Below are 20,906 nucleotides of genomic sequence, written 5' to 3' on the forward strand. Positions count from 1 at the left end.
GCGCCCCGCGGAAAGCGAAGCCGTTCGCGGAGATCAACAGCGGAGTTTACGGAATTCTCTATTAAATCATCAGGGAGACTTTCGAAACAACAAACACTAGTTTTTTAAAACCAAATTAACTATAATACTTGAGGGGAGGTGAAAGTTATGGCAGATGTATTAGAGCGTGTAACAAAGATCATTGTTGATCGTTTAGGTGTAGACGAGTCCGAGGTGAATCTTGACTCCAAATTCAAAGACGATTTAGGTGCTGACTCTCTTGATGTAGTTGAACTAGTAATGGAGCTTGAAGACGAGTTTGATATGGAAATTTCAGACGACGAAGCAGAAAACATTACAACAGTTGCCGATGCGGTAAACTACATAAAAGCAAACGCTTAATCTTTTTTGATTGTCCCACTAAGGTGGGACTTTTTGTTTTTGTGGGAATAATAAACCGAAGAATTGCCTTATAGCAATAAAAGATTACCGAATTTATATAAAATCAGGTAAGTTGCTATTTGTATCCTCTAAATAATTTGTTAAAATAGTAATGTTATACAACTTTCATCATCAAAAAAGAAGAACGTTGCCATCTTAGTGAAAGAAGATTGTATGTTGGAGGCTCCTTTACATGACCAGAAACAGAAGTAGAATAAATGAAATGAAAAACGAAGCAACAAAAAAGAATTTTGCTATGCTTCAAGAAAAAATAGGAGTTACGTTTCATAATGAGAAACTTTTATATCAAGCTTTCACCCATTCATCCTATGTGAATGAGCATCGCAGAAAACCTTACGAGGACAATGAGCGCTTGGAGTTTTTGGGTGACGCCGTTTTAGAGTTGACCATTTCTCAATTTTTATATAAGAAATATCCAATGATGAGTGAAGGTCAATTAACAAAACTAAGGGCGTCTATTGTTTGCGAACCCTCTTTGGTTTCATTCGCCAATGATCTTTCGTTCGGTCAATTTGTACTGCTTGGCAAGGGAGAAGAAATAACAGGCGGAAGAGCTAGACCAGCGCTGCTTGCCGATGTATTTGAGGCATTTATTGGCGCACTGTATCTGGATCTTGGCCTTGATACCGTGTTCACCTTCCTTGAAAAGTATGTATATCCTAAAATTAATGAAGGTGCTTTTTCTCATGTGATGGATTTCAAAAGTCAACTGCAGGAGATGATACAACGCAATGCACTTGGAGTAATTGAGTATGAAGTGCTAGAAGAAAAAGGCCCGGCCCACAACCGTGAATTTGTGTCTAAGGTTTCCCTGAATAAAGAAGAGATGGGAATTGGAATTGGCCGATCAAAGAAAGAAGCTGAACAACATGCGGCTCAGTTCGCTCTGCAGAAATTAAAAAAAGTCAGTAAATGAAGGTAGGCGATCCAGCGGTGTCTCAAAATACCTCAAGGATCGCTTACTTTTCTGTTACATAAATATTAAAGAAGTCTAGCTGGTGATTGGTTCAAAAGGTGGAGACTCCTGAGGGTGGGAGGATAAAACAATGTTGAGACCCCTGAAGCGTTGTGAGGACGCTCAATGTCGCCCTCGGGAAAGCGAAGCCATTTGTGGAAATCAACAGCGGCGTTTAAAAGATTATGAAACTAAATGAGGTGAGGAATATGTACCTCAAACGATTGGAAGTAGTAGGGTTTAAGTCGTTTGCTGAAAAAATATCCGTTGATTTCGTCCCAGGTGTCACAGCCGTCGTAGGTCCGAATGGAAGCGGAAAAAGTAATATTATTGATGCCATCAGATGGGTGCTTGGAGAACAGTCAGCCAAATCCCTTCGCGGTTCCAAAATGGAAGACATCATATTTGCCGGCAGTGATAGCAGAAGAGCATTAAATATGGCAGAGGTTACACTGACCTTAGATAACAGTAACCGCATTCTGCCAATTGATTATATGGAAGTGAGCGTTACAAGAAGGGCACTTAGATCAGGTGACAGTGAATTCTTGATTAATAAACAAACATGTAGACTTAAGGACATAGTGGACCTTTTCATGGATTCTGGTCTTGGAAAGGAAGCCTTTTCCATCATCAGTCAAGGAAAAGTGGAAGAAATACTGAGCAGCAAATCAGAAGAACGCCGAAGTATTTTTGAAGAAGCAGCTGGCGTACTCAAATACAAATCCAGAAAAAAGAAAGCGGAAAGTAAACTTATGGATACTCAAGAGAATCTTAACCGGGTATCAGATATTTTACATGAGTTGGAAGGTCAAGTGGAGCCATTGCAAATTCAGGCTTCCATTGCCAAAGATTACCTAGAAAAGAAAGAAGAGCTTGAGCAGATTGAAGTAGGTGTCACGGTCCACGAAATTGAAGAGCTTCATCAGAAATGGGAACAAAATTCTTTAGAAGTCAAAACTAGCACTGAAAAAGAGTTAGTACTGTCTTCTGAATTGAGTCAAAAAGAAGCGACACTTGAAAAGTATAAGGATCAAGTGGCTGCTTTGGATGAATCCATTGATTCCTTGCAGCAAGCCCTTTTAGTGGCGAGTTCGGAACTGGAAAAACTTGAAGGAAGAAAAGAAGTTTTGAAGGAACGTAAGAAGAACGCAACGACAAACCGTGCTCAATTAGAAAATTCTTCGGTGGAACTTGCTGAGTTTATCAACGTTCAAAAACAAAGGTTGGAAAGCGAAAAACAACTTTTGGTTTCCCTTCGTCAAGAATTGGTAGTAACAGAGCAACAACTAAAGGAAAAACAGATCTTGAACGAACAGTTTGATCAAAATATGGAAGAGAAAATTGATGCTTTAAAAAGTGACTATATCGAACTATTAAATAAACAAGCATCAATTCGTAATGAAATCTCCTATCTCGAGCAGCAAGAAAAGCAAGAAGGTATGAAGGTAAGCCGTCTTGACGAGGGGAACAGGAAATATGTCGATCTTCGCGCTAATACCCAACAGAAGAAGGAAAAAGTTCATTCCGACCATAAACAGGTACAAGAAGAGCTGAACAAAACGGTAGATAAATACAGAGGCGAACAAGCCAGTTTGGAACAATTTAAACAGTCCTACCAGAAAAAAGAAACGACCTTGTATCAAGCATACCAATTTTTACAGCAAACACGTGCGAGAAAAGAAATGCTTGAAACGATGCAGGGGGATTTTACAGGATTCTTTCAAGGTGTTAAGGAGATCCTGAAAGCTCGGGATGAAAATAGGCTTACTGGAATAAAAGGGGCTGTTGCCGAACTTATTCAAGTGAACCAAGATGTAGAGACGGCAATTGAGATTGCCCTTGGAAGCGCGACACAGCATATCGTAGTGGATAATGAACAAAATGCAAGAGCATCGATCCAATACTTGAAAAAGAACGGTTTTGGCCGTGCGACTTTCTTGCCAATGACGGTCATGAAGCCTAGGACATTATCAGACTATCAAGTAAACCAGATTAATCAACATGAAGCTTTTGTAGGAATTGCCTCCTCTCTTGTGGAATTCGACTTAGCTTATGAAAATATCGTTCATAACCTCTTGGGTACCATTGTCATTGCAAAAGACCTGAAAGGAGCCAATGCATTAGCAGGTATCCTTCAGCATCGCTACCGCATCGTGACAATAGATGGGGATGTAGTAAACCCTGGTGGCTCCATGACAGGAGGAGCGGTCAAACAAAAATCTAATTCTCTCTTAAGTCGGGGGCGTGAGCTTGATTCCATTTCAGCAAAGCTAGAAGAGATGGAAAATAAAACGGCCTTGCTTGAAGATCAGGTTAAAACACTTAAGAAGAAAATAGAAGAGAAAGAGTCACAAGTTGTTGAGTTGAAGGGAGTAGGCGAGGAACTAAGGTATAGAGAACAGCAGGTTTCAAGTCTTCTTCGGGAAGTCGAACTGGAAGAAAAAAACGTCAATGAACATTTAAGTTTATATGACTATGAAAAACAACAGCTCACTATTTCTATGAATGATGCTGTGAACAAAAAAGCAAAACTAGATGCCGATCTTAAGACGGTCGGACTGCAAATTGCTACGCTAGACAAAGAAATTGCAAAACTTAATTCCTTAAAGGTAGAGCAACATGCAAACAAGGAGAGCGTGCAAAACGAGCTCACCCAACTAAAAGTGGATTATGCGAGTAAAAAGGAAAAGCTTACGAACCAATCAGAAAAAGTGACAACTGTCGAAACAGATCTTGAACAAGCCATTGAAAGATTAAATGATATTAAGGAAGACTTATCTCTTTTACAAAGTGAAATGAATGATAATTCTTCAGGTGAACAAAAACTCGAAGTGGCTGCAGCTGAAAAATTACAAGACAAAAACACCACGATGAAACTCATTGCAGAACGCCGTGCCCAAAGGCTTTCTTACTACGAGAAAGTGGAACATGAAGAGCTTCAACTAAAAGATTTAAAAAGACAGTATAAACAACTTACGGAAGTTCTAAAGGCGGAAGAAGTGAAAATGAACCGTCTAGATGTGGAATTAGATAATAGACTTCACCATTTAAGGGAAGAGTATATGCTGTCCTTTGAAGCGGCAAAAGAAGATTACCCACTTGAGATAGAGATTGAAGAAGCCCGTAAAAAAGTAAAGTTAATCAAGCTTGCCATTGAGGAGCTTGGAACAGTAAATATCGCTGCAATAGAGGAATATGATCGAGTAAGCGAACGATATACATTCCTAAAAGAGCAAAAAGACGATCTTCAAGAAGCAAAAGATACCTTGTTCCAAGTAATCGGAGAAATGGATGAAGAAATGAAAAAGCGTTTTGAAACAACTTTCACGAATATACGCGCACATTTTCACGATGTGTTTCGTTCTTTATTCGGAGGGGGGAGAGCGGATCTAGTGTTGACAGATCCTTCCGACATGCTAAATACAGGCGTAGACATTGTAGCTCAACCGCCTGGTAAAAAACTGCAGAATCTCGGCCTCTTGTCTGGAGGAGAAAGAGCTTTAACGGCAATAGCCCTGTTGTTCTCCATATTAAAAGTTAGACCTGTTCCGTTCTGCATTCTTGATGAAGTGGAAGCGGCGCTTGATGAAGCAAACGTACACCGTTTTGCCCAATATTTAAAACAGTTCAGTGAAGAAACCCAATTCATCGTCATCACGCACCGTAAGGGAACAATGGAATTCAGTGACGTACTTTATGGGGTGACGATGCAAGAATCCGGCGTTTCTAAATTGGTCTCAGTCCGGTTAGAAGAATCCAAAGAACTTGTTAAATAGAGAGGAAGAGAATGAGAAAATGAGTTTCTTTAAAAAATTAAAAGAAAAGCTTACAACTCAAACAGAATCCGCAACAGAAAAATTCAAAGAAGGATTAACGAAAACTCGCGATTCCTTTTCTGGAAAAGTAAATGATCTTGTTGCTCGCTACCGCAAAGTAGACGAGGATTTCTTTGAAGAATTAGAGGAAATCCTAATTGGAGCGGATGTTGGCGTTAACACCGTGATGGAATTGATTGATGAACTTCGAATGGAAGTAAAACGACGCAATATTCAAGATCCTCGTCAGGTTCAAAGTGTCATTTCCGAAAAGTTGGTGGAGATCTATCAAGCTGGAGATGATGTGTCTCCAACCATTAATTTTCAACAAGAAGGTTTAACGGTAGTTCTGGTTGTAGGTGTAAACGGGGTAGGGAAAACTACTTCTATAGGCAAAATTGCTAAGAAGCTAAGGCAAGAAGGAAAGAGTGTACTTCTAGCAGCGGGAGATACATTCCGTGCCGGTGCTATCGACCAGCTTGAAGTATGGGGCCAGCGTGTTGGTGTAGATGTGATCAAGCAATCAGAGGGTTCAGATCCAGCAGCTGTTATGTATGATGCCCTCCAAGCGGCTAAAGCTCGTAAAGTTGACGTACTTCTTTGTGATACAGCAGGTCGTCTTCAAAACAAAGTCAATTTAATGAAGGAACTTGAAAAGGTGAAGCGTGTCATTGAGCGCGAGGTTCCAGGCGCTCCGCATGAAGTCCTTCTAGTGTTGGATGCAACGACTGGTCAGAATGCACTAAGTCAGGCGAAAATCTTTTCTGAAGCAACGAATGTCACGGGAATTGTTTTAACCAAGCTTGACGGCACTGCAAAAGGCGGTATCGTTCTTGCTATAAGAAATGAAATGAAAATTCCGGTCAAGTTTGTTGGGTTAGGGGAAAAAGCAGAAGATTTGCAAGAATTTAATGCAGAGCAATATGTGTATGGACTATTTGCAGATATGATGGAAAAAGAAGAAGAACAAGAAAGCTAATAAACCAATATTATTACTTACCGCCCCTCAATCCTGACGGGCGGCATTTTTATTAGTAAGGAAATCGTGGGAAGGTGTTGATTTCCGTTCCAGGCGCTCCGCTTGCCTGCGGGCGGTCCGTGAGCCTCCTCGGCTTGCAGCGAGGCCGCTGAAAAACTGATATTTCCATGAACTTTATGATTTCTAGCTGTTGATTGGAGCAAAAGGCGAAGACTCCTGAGGGAGCTAGCGCTAGGTGGAGACCCCGCAGGCGTAGCCGAGGAGGCTCCAGCAGTGCCCCTAGGAAAGCGAAGCTTTTTGCGGAAATCAACAGCGGTGTTTAGTGAAATTTTAAAATCAAGGTCTTTTTCAGTGGCTTCCAACGGAGTGAGAAGGCTCAAGCACCGTACCGCGGAAAGCGAAGCCAATTGCGGAAAGGAACAGTGGAAATCACCTAACCAACTATTGGTTTATTTTTATTATTATTACATTCTCACAGGTCAAGAAAAAAACTTGACATTCCACATCCCAACCTGTAAACTAAGCTATTGTAAAGGCATTTCACTTAACAAGGGAGAGTGAAGAGGATGCTTGAAAAAACAACGAGAATGAACTATCTTTATGATTTCTATCAGTCGTTGTTAACACCAAAGCAACGAAGCTATATGTCTTTGTATTACTTAGATGATCACTCCCTTGGTGAGATAGCAGAGGAATATAACATAAGTCGTCAAGCAGTGTATGATAACATAAAACGTACAGAACAAATGCTTGAGCAATATGAAGAAAAGCTTTTGTTATTTCAAAAGTTTCAAGAGCGGCAGTCGCTTGTGCAGCAGATGAAGGACGAAGTCGAAAAAACGGACACTCCGTTTAACGGCCAGACTCTTTTAACGCTGATCGAGTCGCTTGAGAAATTAGATTAGGGGGCGGCATGCATGGCATTTGAAGGTTTAGCCGACCGTTTGCAAAATACGATACAGAAGATACGTGGAAAAGGTAAGGTAAGCGAACAAGACGTTAAAGAAATGATGCGTGAAGTTCGACTGGCTTTACTTGAAGCGGATGTTAACTTCAAAGTAGTGAAAGACTTTGTAAAACGCGTGAATGAACGTGCAGTTGGACAAGAAGTCATGAAAAGTCTTACACCCGGTCAGCAAGTAATTAAAGTGGTAAAAGAAGAACTCACCGCGCTTATGGGTGGGGAGCAAAGTAAAATTGCAGTAAGCAGCCGACCGCCGACCGTCATTATGATGGTAGGTCTACAAGGTGCAGGTAAAACGACGACAACTGGAAAACTTGCAAACCTATTACGCAAAAAGCATAATAGAAAGCCTCTTCTAGTTGCAGCCGATATTTACCGACCGGCAGCTATTAAACAGCTTGAAACACTTGGAAAACAACTCAGTATGCCTGTTTTCTCGTTAGGAGATCAGGTTAGTCCGGTTGAAATCGCAAAGCAGGCTATCCAAAAAGCGAAAGATGAGCATCATGACTATGTGCTAATTGATACCGCTGGACGTTTGCATGTAGATGAAACATTAATGGATGAGTTAAAACAGGTAAAAGAAATATCCAACCCGGATGAGATCTTCCTTGTAGTCGATGCTATGACAGGACAAGATGCTGTAAATGTGGCACAAAGCTTCAATGAACAGCTTGGCTTGACTGGCGTTGTGTTAACAAAACTTGATGGAGATACCCGAGGTGGAGCTGCATTATCCGTCAAGGCGGTAACCAATACCCCAATCAAATTCATTGGTATGGGGGAGAAATTGGATGCCATTGAGCCTTTTCACCCTGAACGTATGGCCTCTCGTATTTTAGGTATGGGAGATGTGCTTACTCTTATTGAGAAAGCACAATCAAATGTAGATGAAGAGAAAGCCAAAGAGCTTGAACAGAAGCTGCGTACGATGAACTTTACGTTTGATGATTTCCTGGAACAGCTTGGCCAAGTAAGAAACATGGGCCCTCTTGATGAAATCCTCGGAATGATACCTGGAGCCAACAAAATGAAAGGCTTAAAAAATGTCCAGGTGGATGAAAAGCAGATTGGTCACGTGGAGGCAATTATCCAATCCATGACCAAAGCGGAGAAAGATAATCCAGATCTAATTAATGCGAGCCGCAAAAAGCGGATAGCAAAAGGTAGCGGACGACCTATTCAGGAAGTAAACCGTCTGCTTAAACAATTTGAAGAGATGAAAAAAATGATGAAACAGATGACAAGCATGCAAAAAGGAAAAGGCAAAAAAGGCGGATTTAAATTTCCTTTCATGTAAGCATCCACAGCATTTTTTCTCTTAATAAATAAAGTGACAAGAAAAAACACTTTACAAACAAGTAACTACTTGTTATCATACTATCTTGTGTGAAATATTTTCGGAGGTGCTATATTAAATGGCAGTAAAAATTCGTTTAAAACGTATGGGTTCTAAAAAATCCCCATTCTATCGTATTGTAGTAGCAGATTCTCGTTCTCCTCGTGATGGACGTTTCATTGAAACAGTTGGAACTTACAACCCTGTAATGCAACCAGCTGAAGTTAAAATCAATGAAGATTTAGCTCTTAAATGGTTACAAGATGGCGCGAAGCCTTCTGATACAGTTCGTAACCTTTTCTCTAACGAAGGTATTATGGAAAAATTCCACAATGCCAAATTAGGTAAGTAAGAGGCAAAATGACAGAACTAATCCAAACAATTGTGACGTCGTTAGTAGATCATCCAGAAAATGTAGTGGTTACGGAAAAAGAAACAGGTAATGTTCTTACGTATCAACTTACTGTACATCAAGATGATTTAGGGAAAGTGATTGGCAAGCAGGGTAGAATTGCAAAAGCAATCCGAACAGTCTTGTTCGCTGCTGCTTCTCACGAGAATAAACGAGTGCAATTAGAGATTATGGAGTAGGGGGAGGCTTTGATGCTTCCCCTTTTCTTTTTGGTTAAATAGGTAAGAGAACCTCTTTTGAGGGTACTCTATTTATATAGAAGATAAGCGTTGCGCGTGGAGGTGCAAGAAATGTCAAAGTGGTTCAACGTAGGTAAGCTTGTTAATACTCACGGTATAAAAGGTGAGGTGCGTGTGGTTTCTAGAACGGATTTTCCTGAAGAACGTTATAAAAAAGGGAATCTCCTATACTTATTCTTGCCAAATGAAAAGGAACCTGTAGAAGTAAAGGTAGCTTCTAGAAGAGTACATAAATCCTTCGACCTTCTCACATTTGAAGGATTTCATAATGTAAACGAAGTGGAAAAATTCAAAGGGGCTATTGTTAAGGTTCCAGAAGACCAACTAGGCGAGCTGGAAGAAGGAGAATTTTACTTCCACGAGATTGTTGGCTGCAAAGTAATCCTTCAGGAAACGATGGAGGAGATTGGAACAGTTAAAGAAGTGCTGACACCAGGTGCAAACGATGTCTGGGTGGTTAAGGCAAAGAAAGGGAAGGACGTATTAATCCCTTATATTGACCAAGTAGTGAAGAAAGTGGATGTGCAGGAAAAGACGATCATCATAGAGCCGCTAGAAGGACTGTTTTAATATGAAGATTGATATCCTTTCCATTTTTCCGGAGATGTTTACAGGTGTTCTCGGTTCCTCCATTTTAAAAAAAGCTGCGGATAAAGGGGCCGTTCAATACAGTGTGACTGATTTCAGAGAGTTTGCGGATAACAAACATAAGACTGTCGATGATTACCCTTATGGCGGAGGCGCTGGTATGGTTCTCAAGGCTCAACCGATCTTTGATGCCGTTTCATCACTCACAGAAACCAAACTGTCTTCCAAAAAGCCCAGAGTGATCCTCATGTGTCCTCAAGGAGAGCGGTACACACAGAAAAAAGCAGAAGAATTAGCACAAGAAGAACATCTGATATTCATTTGCGGTCATTATGAAGGCTATGATGAAAGAATCAGAGAACATGTTGTCACAGATGAGATATCCATTGGGGATTATGTCCTTACCGGTGGCGAACTTGCTTCCATGGTCATAGTAGACAGTGTGGTTCGTTTACTTCCAGATGTATTAGGAAAAGCTTCCTCCCATGAACAGGACAGCTTCAGCACAGGCCTTCTTGAGCACCCACATTATACGAGACCAGCTGATTTCCGGGGCATGAAAGTGCCGGATGTTCTTATATCAGGAAATCATGCACATATTGAAGAATGGCGGACAAAAGAGTCTATACGAAGAACATGGAACAGAAGACCTGACTTATTCGATGAATATCCGTTAACAGATCAACAGCAAAAGTGGCTTGAAGAAATTAAAAAAGAGGATAAGGCATATTGATTTTATTTGTCTAATATGGTATTATACTCTTTGTGACTTAGCTATGGCTATGTCTAAAAACGATGTTCCGCTGCATCAAATAAGTATGGTATGAGCATCTGTGGAAAAGGAGCAGAAAACTATGCAAAAATTAATCCAAGATATTACTCAAGAGCAGTTGAAAACTGATCTTCCTTCTTTCCGTCCTGGTGACACTGTACGTGTTAACGTTAAGGTTGTAGAGGGAACGCGTGAGCGTATTCAGGTATATGAAGGAGTAGTAATCAAACGTCGTGGCGGCGGAATCAGCGAAACTTTCACAGTTCGTAAGATCTCTTACGGTGTTGGAGTTGAGCGTGCATTCCCACTACACTCCCCTAAAATTGAGGGAATTGATGTAGTTCGTCGTGGTAAAGTACGTCGTGCGAAACTTTACTACCTACGTGCATTACGTGGTAAAAAAGCGCGTATCAAAGAGATTCGATAATCAAAGGGGGAGCTTGGAGACAAGCTCTCTTTTTTTACTAAAAAAATGGCTGCGCAATATCTATCGTTTTGTATAAACAAAAACAAGGTATATAATTGGAGTAGAATTACATATAATTCTCGTTTGTATAAGAGAACATAATGAAAACGGCGGAGGAACAGATATGGCACGTTCTAAAAATGAGCTTTGGGAATGGGTAAAGGCCTTAGCTATCGCAGTAATTCTTGCAGCAGCAATACGTTATTTCTTTTTTGCACCAATTGTGGTGGACGGGGATTCCATGATGCCCACACTTCATAATCAGGATAGGATGATCGTGAACAAGATTGGATATAAAGTTGGTGAACCTGAACGATTTGACATCGTGGTGTTTCATGCAACAGAAGACAAGGACTATATTAAGCGTGTCATCGGCTTACCGGGTGACGAAGTGGAATATCGGGATGATGTCCTGTATATCAACGGAGAAGCCTATGAAGAGCCATATTTGGACAGTTATAAGGCTCAATATCCCGATGGCCCATTAACGGAAGATTTCACACTGGAAGAAAAGACCGGCGTTAAGAAAGTGCCAAAAGGTCATCTATTCGTAATGGGAGATAACCGCAGATTCAGCAAGGACGGCCGTCATATTGGAACAGTTCCCCAAGAAGAAGTACTAGGCAAAACCAATATCGTCTACTGGCCGCTATCAGACCTAAGAATGGTAAAGTAATATATGATTTTTCGCAAGGACTTCAGGAGGCAATTTTCATGACAATACAGTGGTTCCCCGGGCATATGGCGAAAGCCCGCAGACAAGTAACAGAAAAACTAAAATTGATTGATATCGTCTACGAATTGGTAGACGCGCGAATTCCCGTATCATCACGAAATCCGATGATTGACGAAATCATCTCCAATAAACCAAGAATCATCCTACTAAACAAAGCAGATATGGCAGATGCAAAGGTAACGCGCGAATGGTTGGAGTATTTCAATCTCCCAGGCTCATCAACAAAAGCGATTGCCATTGACTCTCAAACAGGTAAAGGCATTCAGCAAATTGCAACATTATCAAAAGAGCTGTTAAAAGAAAAATTCGATAAAATGCAATCTCGCGGAATCAGACCAAGAGCTATCAGAGCACTGATTGTCGGCATCCCCAATGTTGGAAAATCTACGCTGATTAACAGATTGGCGAAGAAAAATATCGCGCAAACAGGAGACAGACCTGGTGTAACAAAAGCCCAGCAATGGGTCAAAGTAGGGAAGGAATTGGAATTACTTGATACACCAGGTATCCTTTGGCCGAAGTTTGAGGATCAGGAGGTAGGCTATCGCTTAGCTACTACTGGTGCCATAAAAGATACAATCATCAACCTTCAGGACATTGCTGTATTTGCATTAAGATTTTTGACAGACGCATATCCAGAGAGATTGAAGGAACGATATGGTCTCGAGGAAATACCAGAGGATATCGTGGAACTTTTTGACGCAATCGGCTCTAAACGAGGGTGCAAGATGAGTGGTGGATTAATCGATTATGATAAGACTGCTGAACTCATTATACGGGAAATCCGTTCTGAGAAGCTTGGCAAGCTTAGTTTGGAGAAGCCGGAAAAATTATAGAGAAAAGGCTGGCACATGTGCAGCCTTTTTCTTTTTGGGTAAAGGAGTTAAAAACATGAAAAATAAGTCGATAAAAGAAATAGAGAAAATGCTAAATGATATTGAAAGTGAAAAAGACCCCTTTCTCCAATCGATCAAAGAAGATGAACGAAAAGGTGTTAAAGCTCTTTACAAGAGATGGACAAAGAGAAAGGCGGAACAGGAGAAACTTATCGACCAGTTTAAAGAGATGCAAAAATATGAACGCGCTCTATGGCAAAGTGGCCGCAGATTAATTGCAGGTATCGATGAAGTCGGGCGCGGTCCCTTAGCTGGACCGGTAGTAGCCGCTGCAGTCATTCTCCCAGAGGATTTTTACTTACCTGGACTCACTGACTCCAAGAAACTGAGTTCGCAGAAACGAGAACACTTTTACCATTACATAAAAGAATATGCTATTAGTTATGGAATAGGCATCGTGGATTCTGTAGCAATTGATCAAGTTAATATATATGAGGCAACAAAACTAGCAATGATAGAAGCAGTGAAGTGCCTTACTGAAACACCTGATCACCTCTTAATTGATGCAATGAAGCTGGATTTAGCACTTGAACAAACATCCATTATTAAGGGGGATGCTACGAGCATTTCCATTGCTGCCGCTTCAGTGTTGGCTAAGGAAACAAGGGACACATATATGAAGGGCCTTGCAAAGGAATTTCCACAGTATGGGTTTGACAAAAACATGGGGTATGGAACCCGTGAACATCTTTTGGCTTTAGAGGAAGTCGGAGTGACCCGAGAGCACCGTCGATCATTCTCGCCAGTAAAAGAATTGGTTGACTAAAAAGGGAGTTAGCTATGAACATTTTGCAGTTCATCCAATCAAAGGGAATTGGTATTGATTCGTTGTATGGCAAACCATCTATCGACCCTCTTTCACAAATACCTGGAAGAGCTCTTCAAGCAATGGTAACAGAGCAGTTGGATGGTGCTGTTTTTTCCATTAAGAAGGGTTCTATCTCTACACAAGCTGTTATCTATGGCAAAGTGGAGGTTGGCAAGGAATATACTTTCTCCGTACAGAAGGGAGAGAGTGGAGTGTTCTTGGTGCCTACCAAACAAGATATAGCTTCCCATCAATCGCTATCTTCTCCAATAGAAAATAAATCTGATGGGACGGGTAAAGCCGCTATTCAAACAACTTCTTTACCTTCCCCTTCACAAACGACTCAAGAGGTCATACAGGCACTGGTCGCACAAAAAGGAGGAAAGATGCCTTTTGTGACCATAAAAGAAATGGCAGAGGTGATAGACCGCCTGCCACCATTACAAAAGGAAAAGGCAATGGAGTTGGTAAAAGTGCTAGTTTTGCGAAATGGTCTCACCAACATTTCAGAAAAGCTCGAAATGATGGTTACTGGCCTTTCTGATGAGGAAACGACCTTGCAAACACTCGCCAAAGTGGAAGCTCATCTTCAAAAAGCAGCACCTCCTACAATGATTCAGGAAAAACTGTTGAATGTCATTCAAAAAATGCAGCTTCCTAAAACCCTTCACACCAAAGGAGAGGCTTTGCAATTTATTCGACAGGTTTTACCCCTGCTGGGCTTGAATTTTGAAAATGATCTATTCCATTTCGTGCGGCAGGAACAGCCCTTATCACAAGATAAGCTAGAAAACTTGAAGCCGCTACTTTTGAATTATTTAAATCAAGCAACAACAACTGAAGAGAAAGGGATCATCCATCAACTTGTCTCCAAATTGACTAGTTTTCAACTCCTAACAAGAGATGAAGGTAATCTTCATCATGTTTTCATCCCCCTTCCTGTTAACTTGGAGAATGAAGCAAGAGATTGGTATGTACATATAAGCTCGAAAAAAAAGAACGAAACCCTGGATCCCGAGTATTGCCGTATTGTCCTTTTACTGGACCTCCCCATATTTTCATCCGTCATGGTGGACGTGCTTGTACAAGGAAAAGTAGTGAGTATTTCTTTTCAACATTCCTATCCAAGACTTGAAACACTTGTCCAACAAAGCACCAGTCTCTTAAAAAGCACACTAGCTGAGAAAGGCTATACTTTAAGCGCAATCAAAGCTGAATGGAAAAAAGACGATAGAACACCTGGGATCTCGTTGGATTATTTAAGGACGATTTTGTCCCCGCCACAGGAAGGGGTGGACTTGCGAATATGAGTAAAGACATCATAAAGAGAAAAAAAGCGGTCGCCATCAAGTATGAACAGAATAAAAGTATCGCTCCTGTTGTGCAGGCAAAAGGTACGGGGTTGATAGCTGAAAACATTCTAGAGGAAGCAAAAAAACACCATATCCCCATACAGGAGGATCAGGCTTTATTGGAGATACTGATGGAAATAGAATTAAATGAAACAATACCTGAAGAACTATATGAGGTGGTGGCCGAGGTCTTGGCCTATGTGTACACCCTTCATAAAGACGAGAAAAAGAATGTGAAAAATACCACGTGAAAGTTTTTTAACATAATGAAAATAGATTGAATAATCTGTCAAATATGATGTGTTTTTGCGAAATAGCTTCTTTTCCTCGACAAAATAGAATGTCAATCTATTAATTTTTTGAAAATAGTATAATATTTTTGCAGAAAGGTAGACATTTGATGAAGCATTTAATAAAATGAAAGCGCAGTCTATTTTTAAATAATGTTCTGTTATACATAAGATTGGAGGATGGGAAATGAATATCCATGAATATCAAGGAAAAGAGATCCTCAGAAAATACGGGGTAGCTGTTCCAAATGGCCGCGTTGCCTTTACAGTAGAAGAAGCAGTGGACGCTGCAAAAGAACTAGGAACAGAAGTTTGTGTTGTGAAAGCGCAAATTCACGCAGGTGGCCGCGGAAAAGCCGGCGGAGTTAAAGTTGCCAAAAACCTGGATGAAGTTCGTGAATATGCAGGAGATATCCTGGGTAAAACGTTGATTACTCATCAAACAGGCCCTGAAGGTAAAGAAGTAAAACGCTTACTTATCGAAGAAGGTTGCGACATTAAGAAAGAATACTATATTGGACTTGTTTTAGACCGCGCAACTTCCCGTGTCGTGTTAATGGCATCTGAAGAAGGCGGAACAGAAATTGAAGAAGTGGCGGAGCAAACGCCAGAAAAAATCTTCAAAGAAGTGATTGATCCAGTTGTAGGTCTTACTGGCTATCAAGCACGCCGAATCGCATTCAACATCAATATTCCAAAAGAATTGGTTGGAAAAGCAGTTAAGTTCATGATGGGATTATATACAGCATTTGTAGAAAAAGATTGTTCTATCGCTGAAATCAACCCATTAGTAGTTACTGGCGACGGTAATGTAATGGCACTTGATGCAAAGCTTAACTTTGATTCCAATGCGTTATACCGTCACAAAGATATCCTTGAGTATCGTGACCTGGAAGAAGAAGATGCAAAAGAAATCGAAGCTTCCAAATACGATTTAAGCTACATCTCACTAGATGGTAACATCGGATGCATGGTTAACGGTGCAGGACTTGCGATGGCAACAATGGACATCATCAAGCATTACGGTGGAGACCCTGCTAACTTCCTAGATGTTGGGGGCGGAGCTACTGCTGAGAAAGTAACAGAAGCTTTCAAAATTATCCTTTCTGATGATAATGTAAAAGGTATTTTCGTGAACATTTTCGGTGGAATTATGAAGTGTGACATTATTGCTACAGGTGTTGTGGAAGCAGCGAAGCAAGTTGGTCTTGAAGTACCTCTAGTAGTTCGTTTGGAAGGTACAAACGTAGACTTAGGAAAACAGATCTTACGTGAGTCGGGCTTAAACATCGTTGCAGCAGAATCCATGGCTGATGGTGCACAAAAAATCGTAGCGCAAGTAGGATAAGAAAGGCAGGGGACATTCATGAGTGTATTCATTAATAAAGATACAAAAGTAATCGTACAAGGTATTACTGGTTCTACAGCGTTGTTCCATACAAAACAAATGCTTGAGTATGGCACACAAATCGTTGGTGGTGTAACTCCAGGTAAGGGCGGCACTGAGGTAGAGGGTGTACCTGTATTCAATACAGTAGAAGAAGCTGTCAAGACTACTGGTGCTAATGCATCTGTAATTTATGTTCCTGCTCCATTTGCTGCAGACGCGATCATGGAAGCGGTAGATGCTGAGCTTGATTTAGCTATTTGTATTACGGAGCATATTCCTGTTCTTGATATGGTAAAAGTGAAGCGTTATATGGAAGGGAAAAAGACTCGCCTTGTTGGTCCTAACTGCCCTGGCGTTATCACTCCTGGTGAGTGCAAAATCGGAATCATGCCTGGTTATATCCACACAAAAGGCCACGTTGGGGTTGTTTCCCGTTCTGGTACATTAACGTACGAAGCGGTTCACCAATTATCACAAGAGGGTATCGGTCAATCTACGGCAGTAGGTATCGGTGGAGACCCTGTTAACGGTACGGATTTCATTGATGTATTAAAAGCATTTAATGAAGATGAAGATACGTATGCAGTTATCATGATCGGTGAAATCGGCGGAACAGCGGAAGAAGAAGCAGCTCTTTGGGTAAAAGAAAACATGAAAAAACCTGTCGTTGGCTTCATCGGCGGCCGTACTGCACCTCCTGGTAAGCGAATGGGGCACGCTGGTGCAATCATTTCTGGCGGTAAAGGTACTGCGGATGAAAAGATTCGTGTGATGAACGAATGCGGCATTGAAGTTGCTGATACTCCATCTGTTATGGGTGAAACACTAATTAAAGTAATCAAAGAGCAAGGTATTTACGACAAATGTAAAACACATTAATATAATGATGGTCAAGGGATAGTCGAGTTAGGCTATCCCCATTTCCATTAAAATCGAAAGAGGTGTATTGCTTATATGCAAATAGAGAAAAGAAAATTGATAACCCTGCATCATTGTCCAGGACTCTCCTTAAAAACATTCCACCTTCTATTAAGTAAAGATCCCACACTTGACCTTCTTTACACCATGAAACCTTCTGACATTACTTCCTATTTCACTATCTCACAAAAGCAAGCAGATTCCATCTTCTATCACATCCACCACAATAATGTCACACAGCTTCTTTCTATTTATAAAGAACACAGCATTCACCCTCTGACTATTTGGGATGATCATTACCCTGCCATATTAAAAGAAATCTATGATCCCCCTATAGTCCTTTATACAAAAGGTAATCACCAACTTTTGAAAACCAGAATGCTAGGAATAGTCGGTGCTAGGTTGATGTCTGCATACGGCAGTCACTCCTTAAATAAATTGCTTCCCTCGCTAATACAAGAAGACTTTACAATTGTAAGTGGATTGGCAAAAGGGGTGGACATTTGTGCTCATCGGTTAGCGATGGAAAGAGGAGGAAACACCATAGCTGTCCTAGGTAGTGGATTGTTCCATATTTATCCGAAAGAACACCGATCATACGCAGAAGAAATGGCCTCTCACCATCTTCTCGTCTCAGAATACCCTCCATACACACCTCCAACTAGATGGAACTTCCCACAAAGGAATCGTATTATCAGCGGGTTAAGTGAAGGTGTAATCATTATAGAAGCGAAAGAAAAAAGTGGTTCCCTCATTACTGCAGATCAAGCAATGGAACAAGGAAGAGAGGTGTTTGCTGTTCCAGGGTCGATCCTTTCAGAGACGTCCAAAGGGACAAATACACTCATTCAACAAGGAGCAAAACTTGTGATTAGTCATCTTGATATTCTAGAAGAATTGACTAGCAACGAACTAGTAAAATGAAAAAATAGGAACAGAGATTACAATTAAGTGACAAAAAATTAAACTATTTTGAGTGAATTTTTGTTTTTTACTTTACAAATTAATATATGTCTATATTATTATAGGGTACAATGATATAAACATTGTACCCTTTCGTCGTTATAAGTGAGGCTACTCTAACTAGAAAAGTTTGCGAGAACTAGTATATAAAGAAGATTCTGTGTCTACATATAATACATAAGGGTAACCGGAATGTTTAATGAGGATAAAACTAGGAAAATACATAAAATATTGAAATACTCTGTTTGACAAACGGTTACATAATATTTAATAATGGTGAAGATTTATAATAATAGATAAAACTAAAATGAAAATAGAAGCTAAAAACTTTGAGAAAACGCATCATCTTATTGTTTTTTCTAAGAATTTACCCTCTTGAGGAGGATTATTGAATGGCAGATTACTTAGTGATTGTGGAATCACCAGCAAAAGCGAAAACAATAGAACGATATTTAGGAAAAAAATATAAAGTGAAAGCCTCCATGGGGCATGTAAGAGATTTGCCTAAAAGTCAGATGGGTGTTAATGTCGACCATGAATTTGAGCCGAAATATATTACCATCAGAGGAAAAGGTCCTGTCTTGAAGGAATTAAAAACTGCTGCAAAAAAAGCGAAGAAAATTTTTCTCGCGGCTGACCCGGATCGTGAAGGAGAGGCTATCGCATGGCATCTTGCCCATAGCCTCGATATAGATATCACATCTGATTGCAGGGTCGTTTTTAATGAGATTACAAAAGACGCAATTAAAGAATCATTTAAACATCCAAGACCGATTAATCTTGACGTAGTCGACGCCCAGCAGGCAAGAAGGATTTTGGATAGACTTGTAGGATATAATATTAGCCCTTTATTATGGAAGAAAGTTAAAAAAGGATTAAGTGCAGGACGCGTTCAATCCGTTGCTGTACGTCTAGTCATTGAGCGGGAGCAAGAGATAAATGCATTTGAACCTGAAGAGTACTGGTCCATCAAAAGCAGCTTCCTGACCGGGAAATCCAAAGAGTTTGAAGCAAGCTTCTATGGAGTAGACGGAAAGAAAACAGAGTTGAAATCTGAAGAGGATGTTAATGAGATTCTTGGTAGGCTTCACGGCAACTCATTTGAAATCAAGAGTGTCACTAAAAAGGAGCGTAAACGTAATCCAGCTCTTCCTTTCATCACCTCTTCCTTACAACAGGAGGCAGCGCGTAAACTTAACTTCCGTGCCAAGAAAACCATGATGATGGCTCAGCAGCTTTATGAGGGTATTGAGCTTGGAAAAGAAGGTACGGTTGGTCTTATCACTTACATGCGTACCGATTCAACGCGTATTTCAGAAACCGCTAAGAAAGAAGCGGTAGAATATATCGAAAAGACATATGGCAAACAATTTGTTTCTACTGAAGAGAGAAAAGAAACAAAAAAGAGCAACGCACAGGATGCCCATGAAGCGATACGTCCAACATCTACCATGAAGGATCCACAGTCCATTAAAGAGTACCTATCACGAGATCAATTCCGTTTATACAAATTGATTTGGGAGCGTTTTGTTGCAAGTCAGATGGCACCTGCAATCTTGGATACAGTCAGTGTGGACTTGACGCAAAATGATGTGCTGTTCCGTGCGACAGGATCTACGGTCAAGTTTCCCGGTTTCATGAAAGTTTATGTAGAAGGTAATGACGATCAACAGGAAGAAAAAGAGAATCTGTTGCCTCCTTTAGAGAAAGGAGATACAGTCTTTTCTAAAGATGTTGATCAAAAACAACACTTTACACAACCTCCACCAAGATATACGGAAGCTAGGCTTGTACGAACATTAGAAGAGCTTGGAATAGGTAGACCGTCAACGTATGCACCTACACTTGATACAATCCAGAAAAGGGGCTATGTTGCGCTTGATAATAAACGATTTGTTCCAACGGAGCTTGGAGAAATTGTCATCCAATTGATTTTGGAGTTCTTCCCGGAAATCATCAATGTAGAGTTTACTGCAGATTTAGAAACAAACCTCGATAATGTCGAAGATGGAAAAGTAAACTGGGTAAACATCATTGATGGCTTTTATCATGAATTCGCCAAGCGGTTAGAAAAAGCAGAAGTAGAAATGCAGGAGATTGAGATCAAAGATGAGCCTGCAGGTGAGGACTGTGAACTTTGCGGTCACGAAATGGTCTTTAAAATGGGAAGGTACGGAAAATTTATGGCTTGTTCCAATTTTCCAGACTGCCGTAATACAAAACCTATTGTGAAAGAGATCGGCGTACCTTGCCCTAAATGTGAAAAAGGAAATATCGTCGAAAGAAAAAGTAAAAAGAAACGAATTTTCTATGGATGTGACCAATACCCTACCTGTGAATTCCTATCATGGGATAAGCCTATTGCCAGAAAATGTCCTAAATGTGAATCCCTACTGGTCGAGAAAAAGCTTAAAAAAGGTGTACAGGTACAGTGCGTAGAATGCGATTATAAAGAAGAACCACAAGGATAACACAAGGATAAGCTATGTGATAGCAAAGAGGGGACTGACACTTGAGTGGTTGGGTCAGCCCTTTTTCCTTTGTAAAAAAAATAGTAGTTGCAGCAATAAATTTTGGAGGTAT

20 protein-coding genes are annotated in these 20,906 nt (G+C 40.5%); all 20 read left to right on the forward strand.

What is annotated here, in order from left to right:
* Positions 1 to 147: 147 nt before the first annotated feature.
* The 20 genes from acpP (at position 148) to topA (ending at position 20,794) form a co-directional block, all read left to right on the forward strand.
* Positions 148 to 381, forward strand: coding sequence for an acyl carrier protein (gene acpP, locus AAV98_RS12295; RefSeq protein ID WP_010193151.1), 234 nt, complete (start codon positions 148 to 150; stop codon positions 379 to 381).
* Positions 382 to 643: 262 nt separating this feature from the next.
* The gene (rnc, locus tag AAV98_RS12300) at positions 644 to 1,357 is read left to right on the forward strand and encodes a ribonuclease III (protein ID WP_197284289.1); all 714 of its coding nucleotides are present in this window, start codon (positions 644 to 646) and stop codon (positions 1,355 to 1,357) included.
* A 248-nt stretch (positions 1,358 to 1,605) separates the two neighbouring features.
* The gene (smc, locus tag AAV98_RS12305) at positions 1,606 to 5,172 is read left to right on the forward strand and encodes a chromosome segregation protein SMC (RefSeq protein WP_060665867.1); all 3,567 of its coding nucleotides are present in this window, start codon (positions 1,606 to 1,608) and stop codon (positions 5,170 to 5,172) included.
* Between the two features lie 19 nt (positions 5,173 to 5,191).
* A complete protein-coding gene (gene ftsY, locus AAV98_RS12310; RefSeq protein ID WP_060665943.1) occupies positions 5,192 to 6,190 on the forward strand; it encodes a signal recognition particle-docking protein FtsY in 999 nt (332 codons plus the stop codon).
* Between the two features lie 566 nt (positions 6,191 to 6,756).
* Positions 6,757 to 7,095 (forward strand): putative DNA-binding protein, encoded by a 339-nt coding sequence (locus AAV98_RS12325; protein ID WP_060665870.1) that lies wholly within the window; start codon positions 6,757 to 6,759, stop codon positions 7,093 to 7,095.
* Between the two features lie 12 nt (positions 7,096 to 7,107).
* Positions 7,108 to 8,454 carry a signal recognition particle protein gene (gene ffh / locus AAV98_RS12330; RefSeq protein ID WP_060665871.1) on the forward strand — a complete coding sequence of 449 codons (1,347 nt, stop codon included), beginning with the start codon at positions 7,108 to 7,110 and terminating at the stop codon, positions 8,452 to 8,454.
* Positions 8,455 to 8,572: 118 nt separating this feature from the next.
* Positions 8,573 to 8,845 (forward strand): 30S ribosomal protein S16, encoded by a 273-nt coding sequence (rpsP, locus tag AAV98_RS12335; RefSeq protein WP_060665872.1) that lies wholly within the window; start codon positions 8,573 to 8,575, stop codon positions 8,843 to 8,845.
* A gap of 8 nt (positions 8,846 to 8,853) precedes the next feature.
* Positions 8,854 to 9,084, forward strand: a complete 231-nt coding sequence (locus AAV98_RS12340) for a KH domain-containing protein (RefSeq protein WP_060665873.1) — start codon at positions 8,854 to 8,856, stop codon at positions 9,082 to 9,084.
* A gap of 111 nt (positions 9,085 to 9,195) precedes the next feature.
* Positions 9,196 to 9,714 carry a ribosome maturation factor RimM gene (gene rimM, locus AAV98_RS12345; RefSeq protein ID WP_060665874.1) on the forward strand — a complete coding sequence of 173 codons (519 nt, stop codon included), beginning with the start codon at positions 9,196 to 9,198 and terminating at the stop codon, positions 9,712 to 9,714.
* A gap of 1 nt (position 9,715) precedes the next feature.
* A complete protein-coding gene (gene trmD, locus AAV98_RS12350) occupies positions 9,716 to 10,465 on the forward strand; it encodes a tRNA (guanosine(37)-N1)-methyltransferase TrmD (protein WP_060665875.1) in 750 nt (249 codons plus the stop codon).
* 121 nt (positions 10,466 to 10,586) lie between these two features.
* On the forward strand, positions 10,587 to 10,931 hold the full coding sequence (gene rplS, locus AAV98_RS12355; RefSeq protein WP_010193413.1) for a 50S ribosomal protein L19: 345 nt from the start codon (positions 10,587 to 10,589) through the stop codon (positions 10,929 to 10,931).
* Positions 10,932 to 11,094: 163 nt separating this feature from the next.
* A complete protein-coding gene (gene lepB, locus AAV98_RS12360) occupies positions 11,095 to 11,646 on the forward strand; it encodes a signal peptidase I (RefSeq protein WP_060665876.1) in 552 nt (183 codons plus the stop codon).
* Positions 11,647 to 11,684: 38 nt separating this feature from the next.
* Positions 11,685 to 12,542: a ribosome biogenesis GTPase YlqF gene (gene ylqF / locus AAV98_RS12365; protein WP_060665877.1), complete on the forward strand. Its 858-nt coding sequence runs from the start codon at positions 11,685 to 11,687 to the stop codon at positions 12,540 to 12,542.
* 55 nt (positions 12,543 to 12,597) lie between these two features.
* Positions 12,598 to 13,368 (forward strand): ribonuclease HII, encoded by a 771-nt coding sequence (locus AAV98_RS12370; RefSeq protein WP_060665878.1) that lies wholly within the window; start codon positions 12,598 to 12,600, stop codon positions 13,366 to 13,368.
* A gap of 14 nt (positions 13,369 to 13,382) precedes the next feature.
* Positions 13,383 to 14,720 (forward strand): hypothetical protein, encoded by a 1,338-nt coding sequence (locus AAV98_RS12375; RefSeq protein WP_060665879.1) that lies wholly within the window; start codon positions 13,383 to 13,385, stop codon positions 14,718 to 14,720.
* On the forward strand, positions 14,717 to 15,013 hold the full coding sequence (locus AAV98_RS12380) for an EscU/YscU/HrcU family type III secretion system export apparatus switch protein (protein ID WP_060665880.1): 297 nt from the start codon (positions 14,717 to 14,719) through the stop codon (positions 15,011 to 15,013). Before AAV98_RS12375 ends, AAV98_RS12380 begins: the two co-directional genes overlap by 4 nt.
* 226 nt (positions 15,014 to 15,239) lie before the next feature.
* On the forward strand, positions 15,240 to 16,400 hold the full coding sequence (gene sucC, locus AAV98_RS12385; protein WP_060665881.1) for an ADP-forming succinate--CoA ligase subunit beta: 1,161 nt from the start codon (positions 15,240 to 15,242) through the stop codon (positions 16,398 to 16,400).
* A gap of 18 nt (positions 16,401 to 16,418) precedes the next feature.
* Positions 16,419 to 17,321, forward strand: coding sequence for a succinate--CoA ligase subunit alpha (gene sucD / locus AAV98_RS12390; RefSeq protein ID WP_060665882.1), 903 nt, complete (start codon positions 16,419 to 16,421; stop codon positions 17,319 to 17,321).
* A gap of 75 nt (positions 17,322 to 17,396) precedes the next feature.
* On the forward strand, positions 17,397 to 18,284 hold the full coding sequence (dprA, locus tag AAV98_RS12395; RefSeq protein ID WP_060665883.1) for a DNA-processing protein DprA: 888 nt from the start codon (positions 17,397 to 17,399) through the stop codon (positions 18,282 to 18,284).
* A gap of 431 nt (positions 18,285 to 18,715) precedes the next feature.
* Complete coding sequence (gene topA / locus AAV98_RS12400) at positions 18,716 to 20,794, forward strand: type I DNA topoisomerase (protein WP_060665884.1); 2,079 nt, start codon at positions 18,716 to 18,718, stop codon at positions 20,792 to 20,794.
* Positions 20,795 to 20,906 lie beyond the last annotated feature (112 nt).

The organism is Bacillus sp. CHD6a, assembly GCF_001293645.1.
Lineage (GTDB): Bacteria > Bacillota > Bacilli > Bacillales > Bacillaceae_I > Sutcliffiella_A.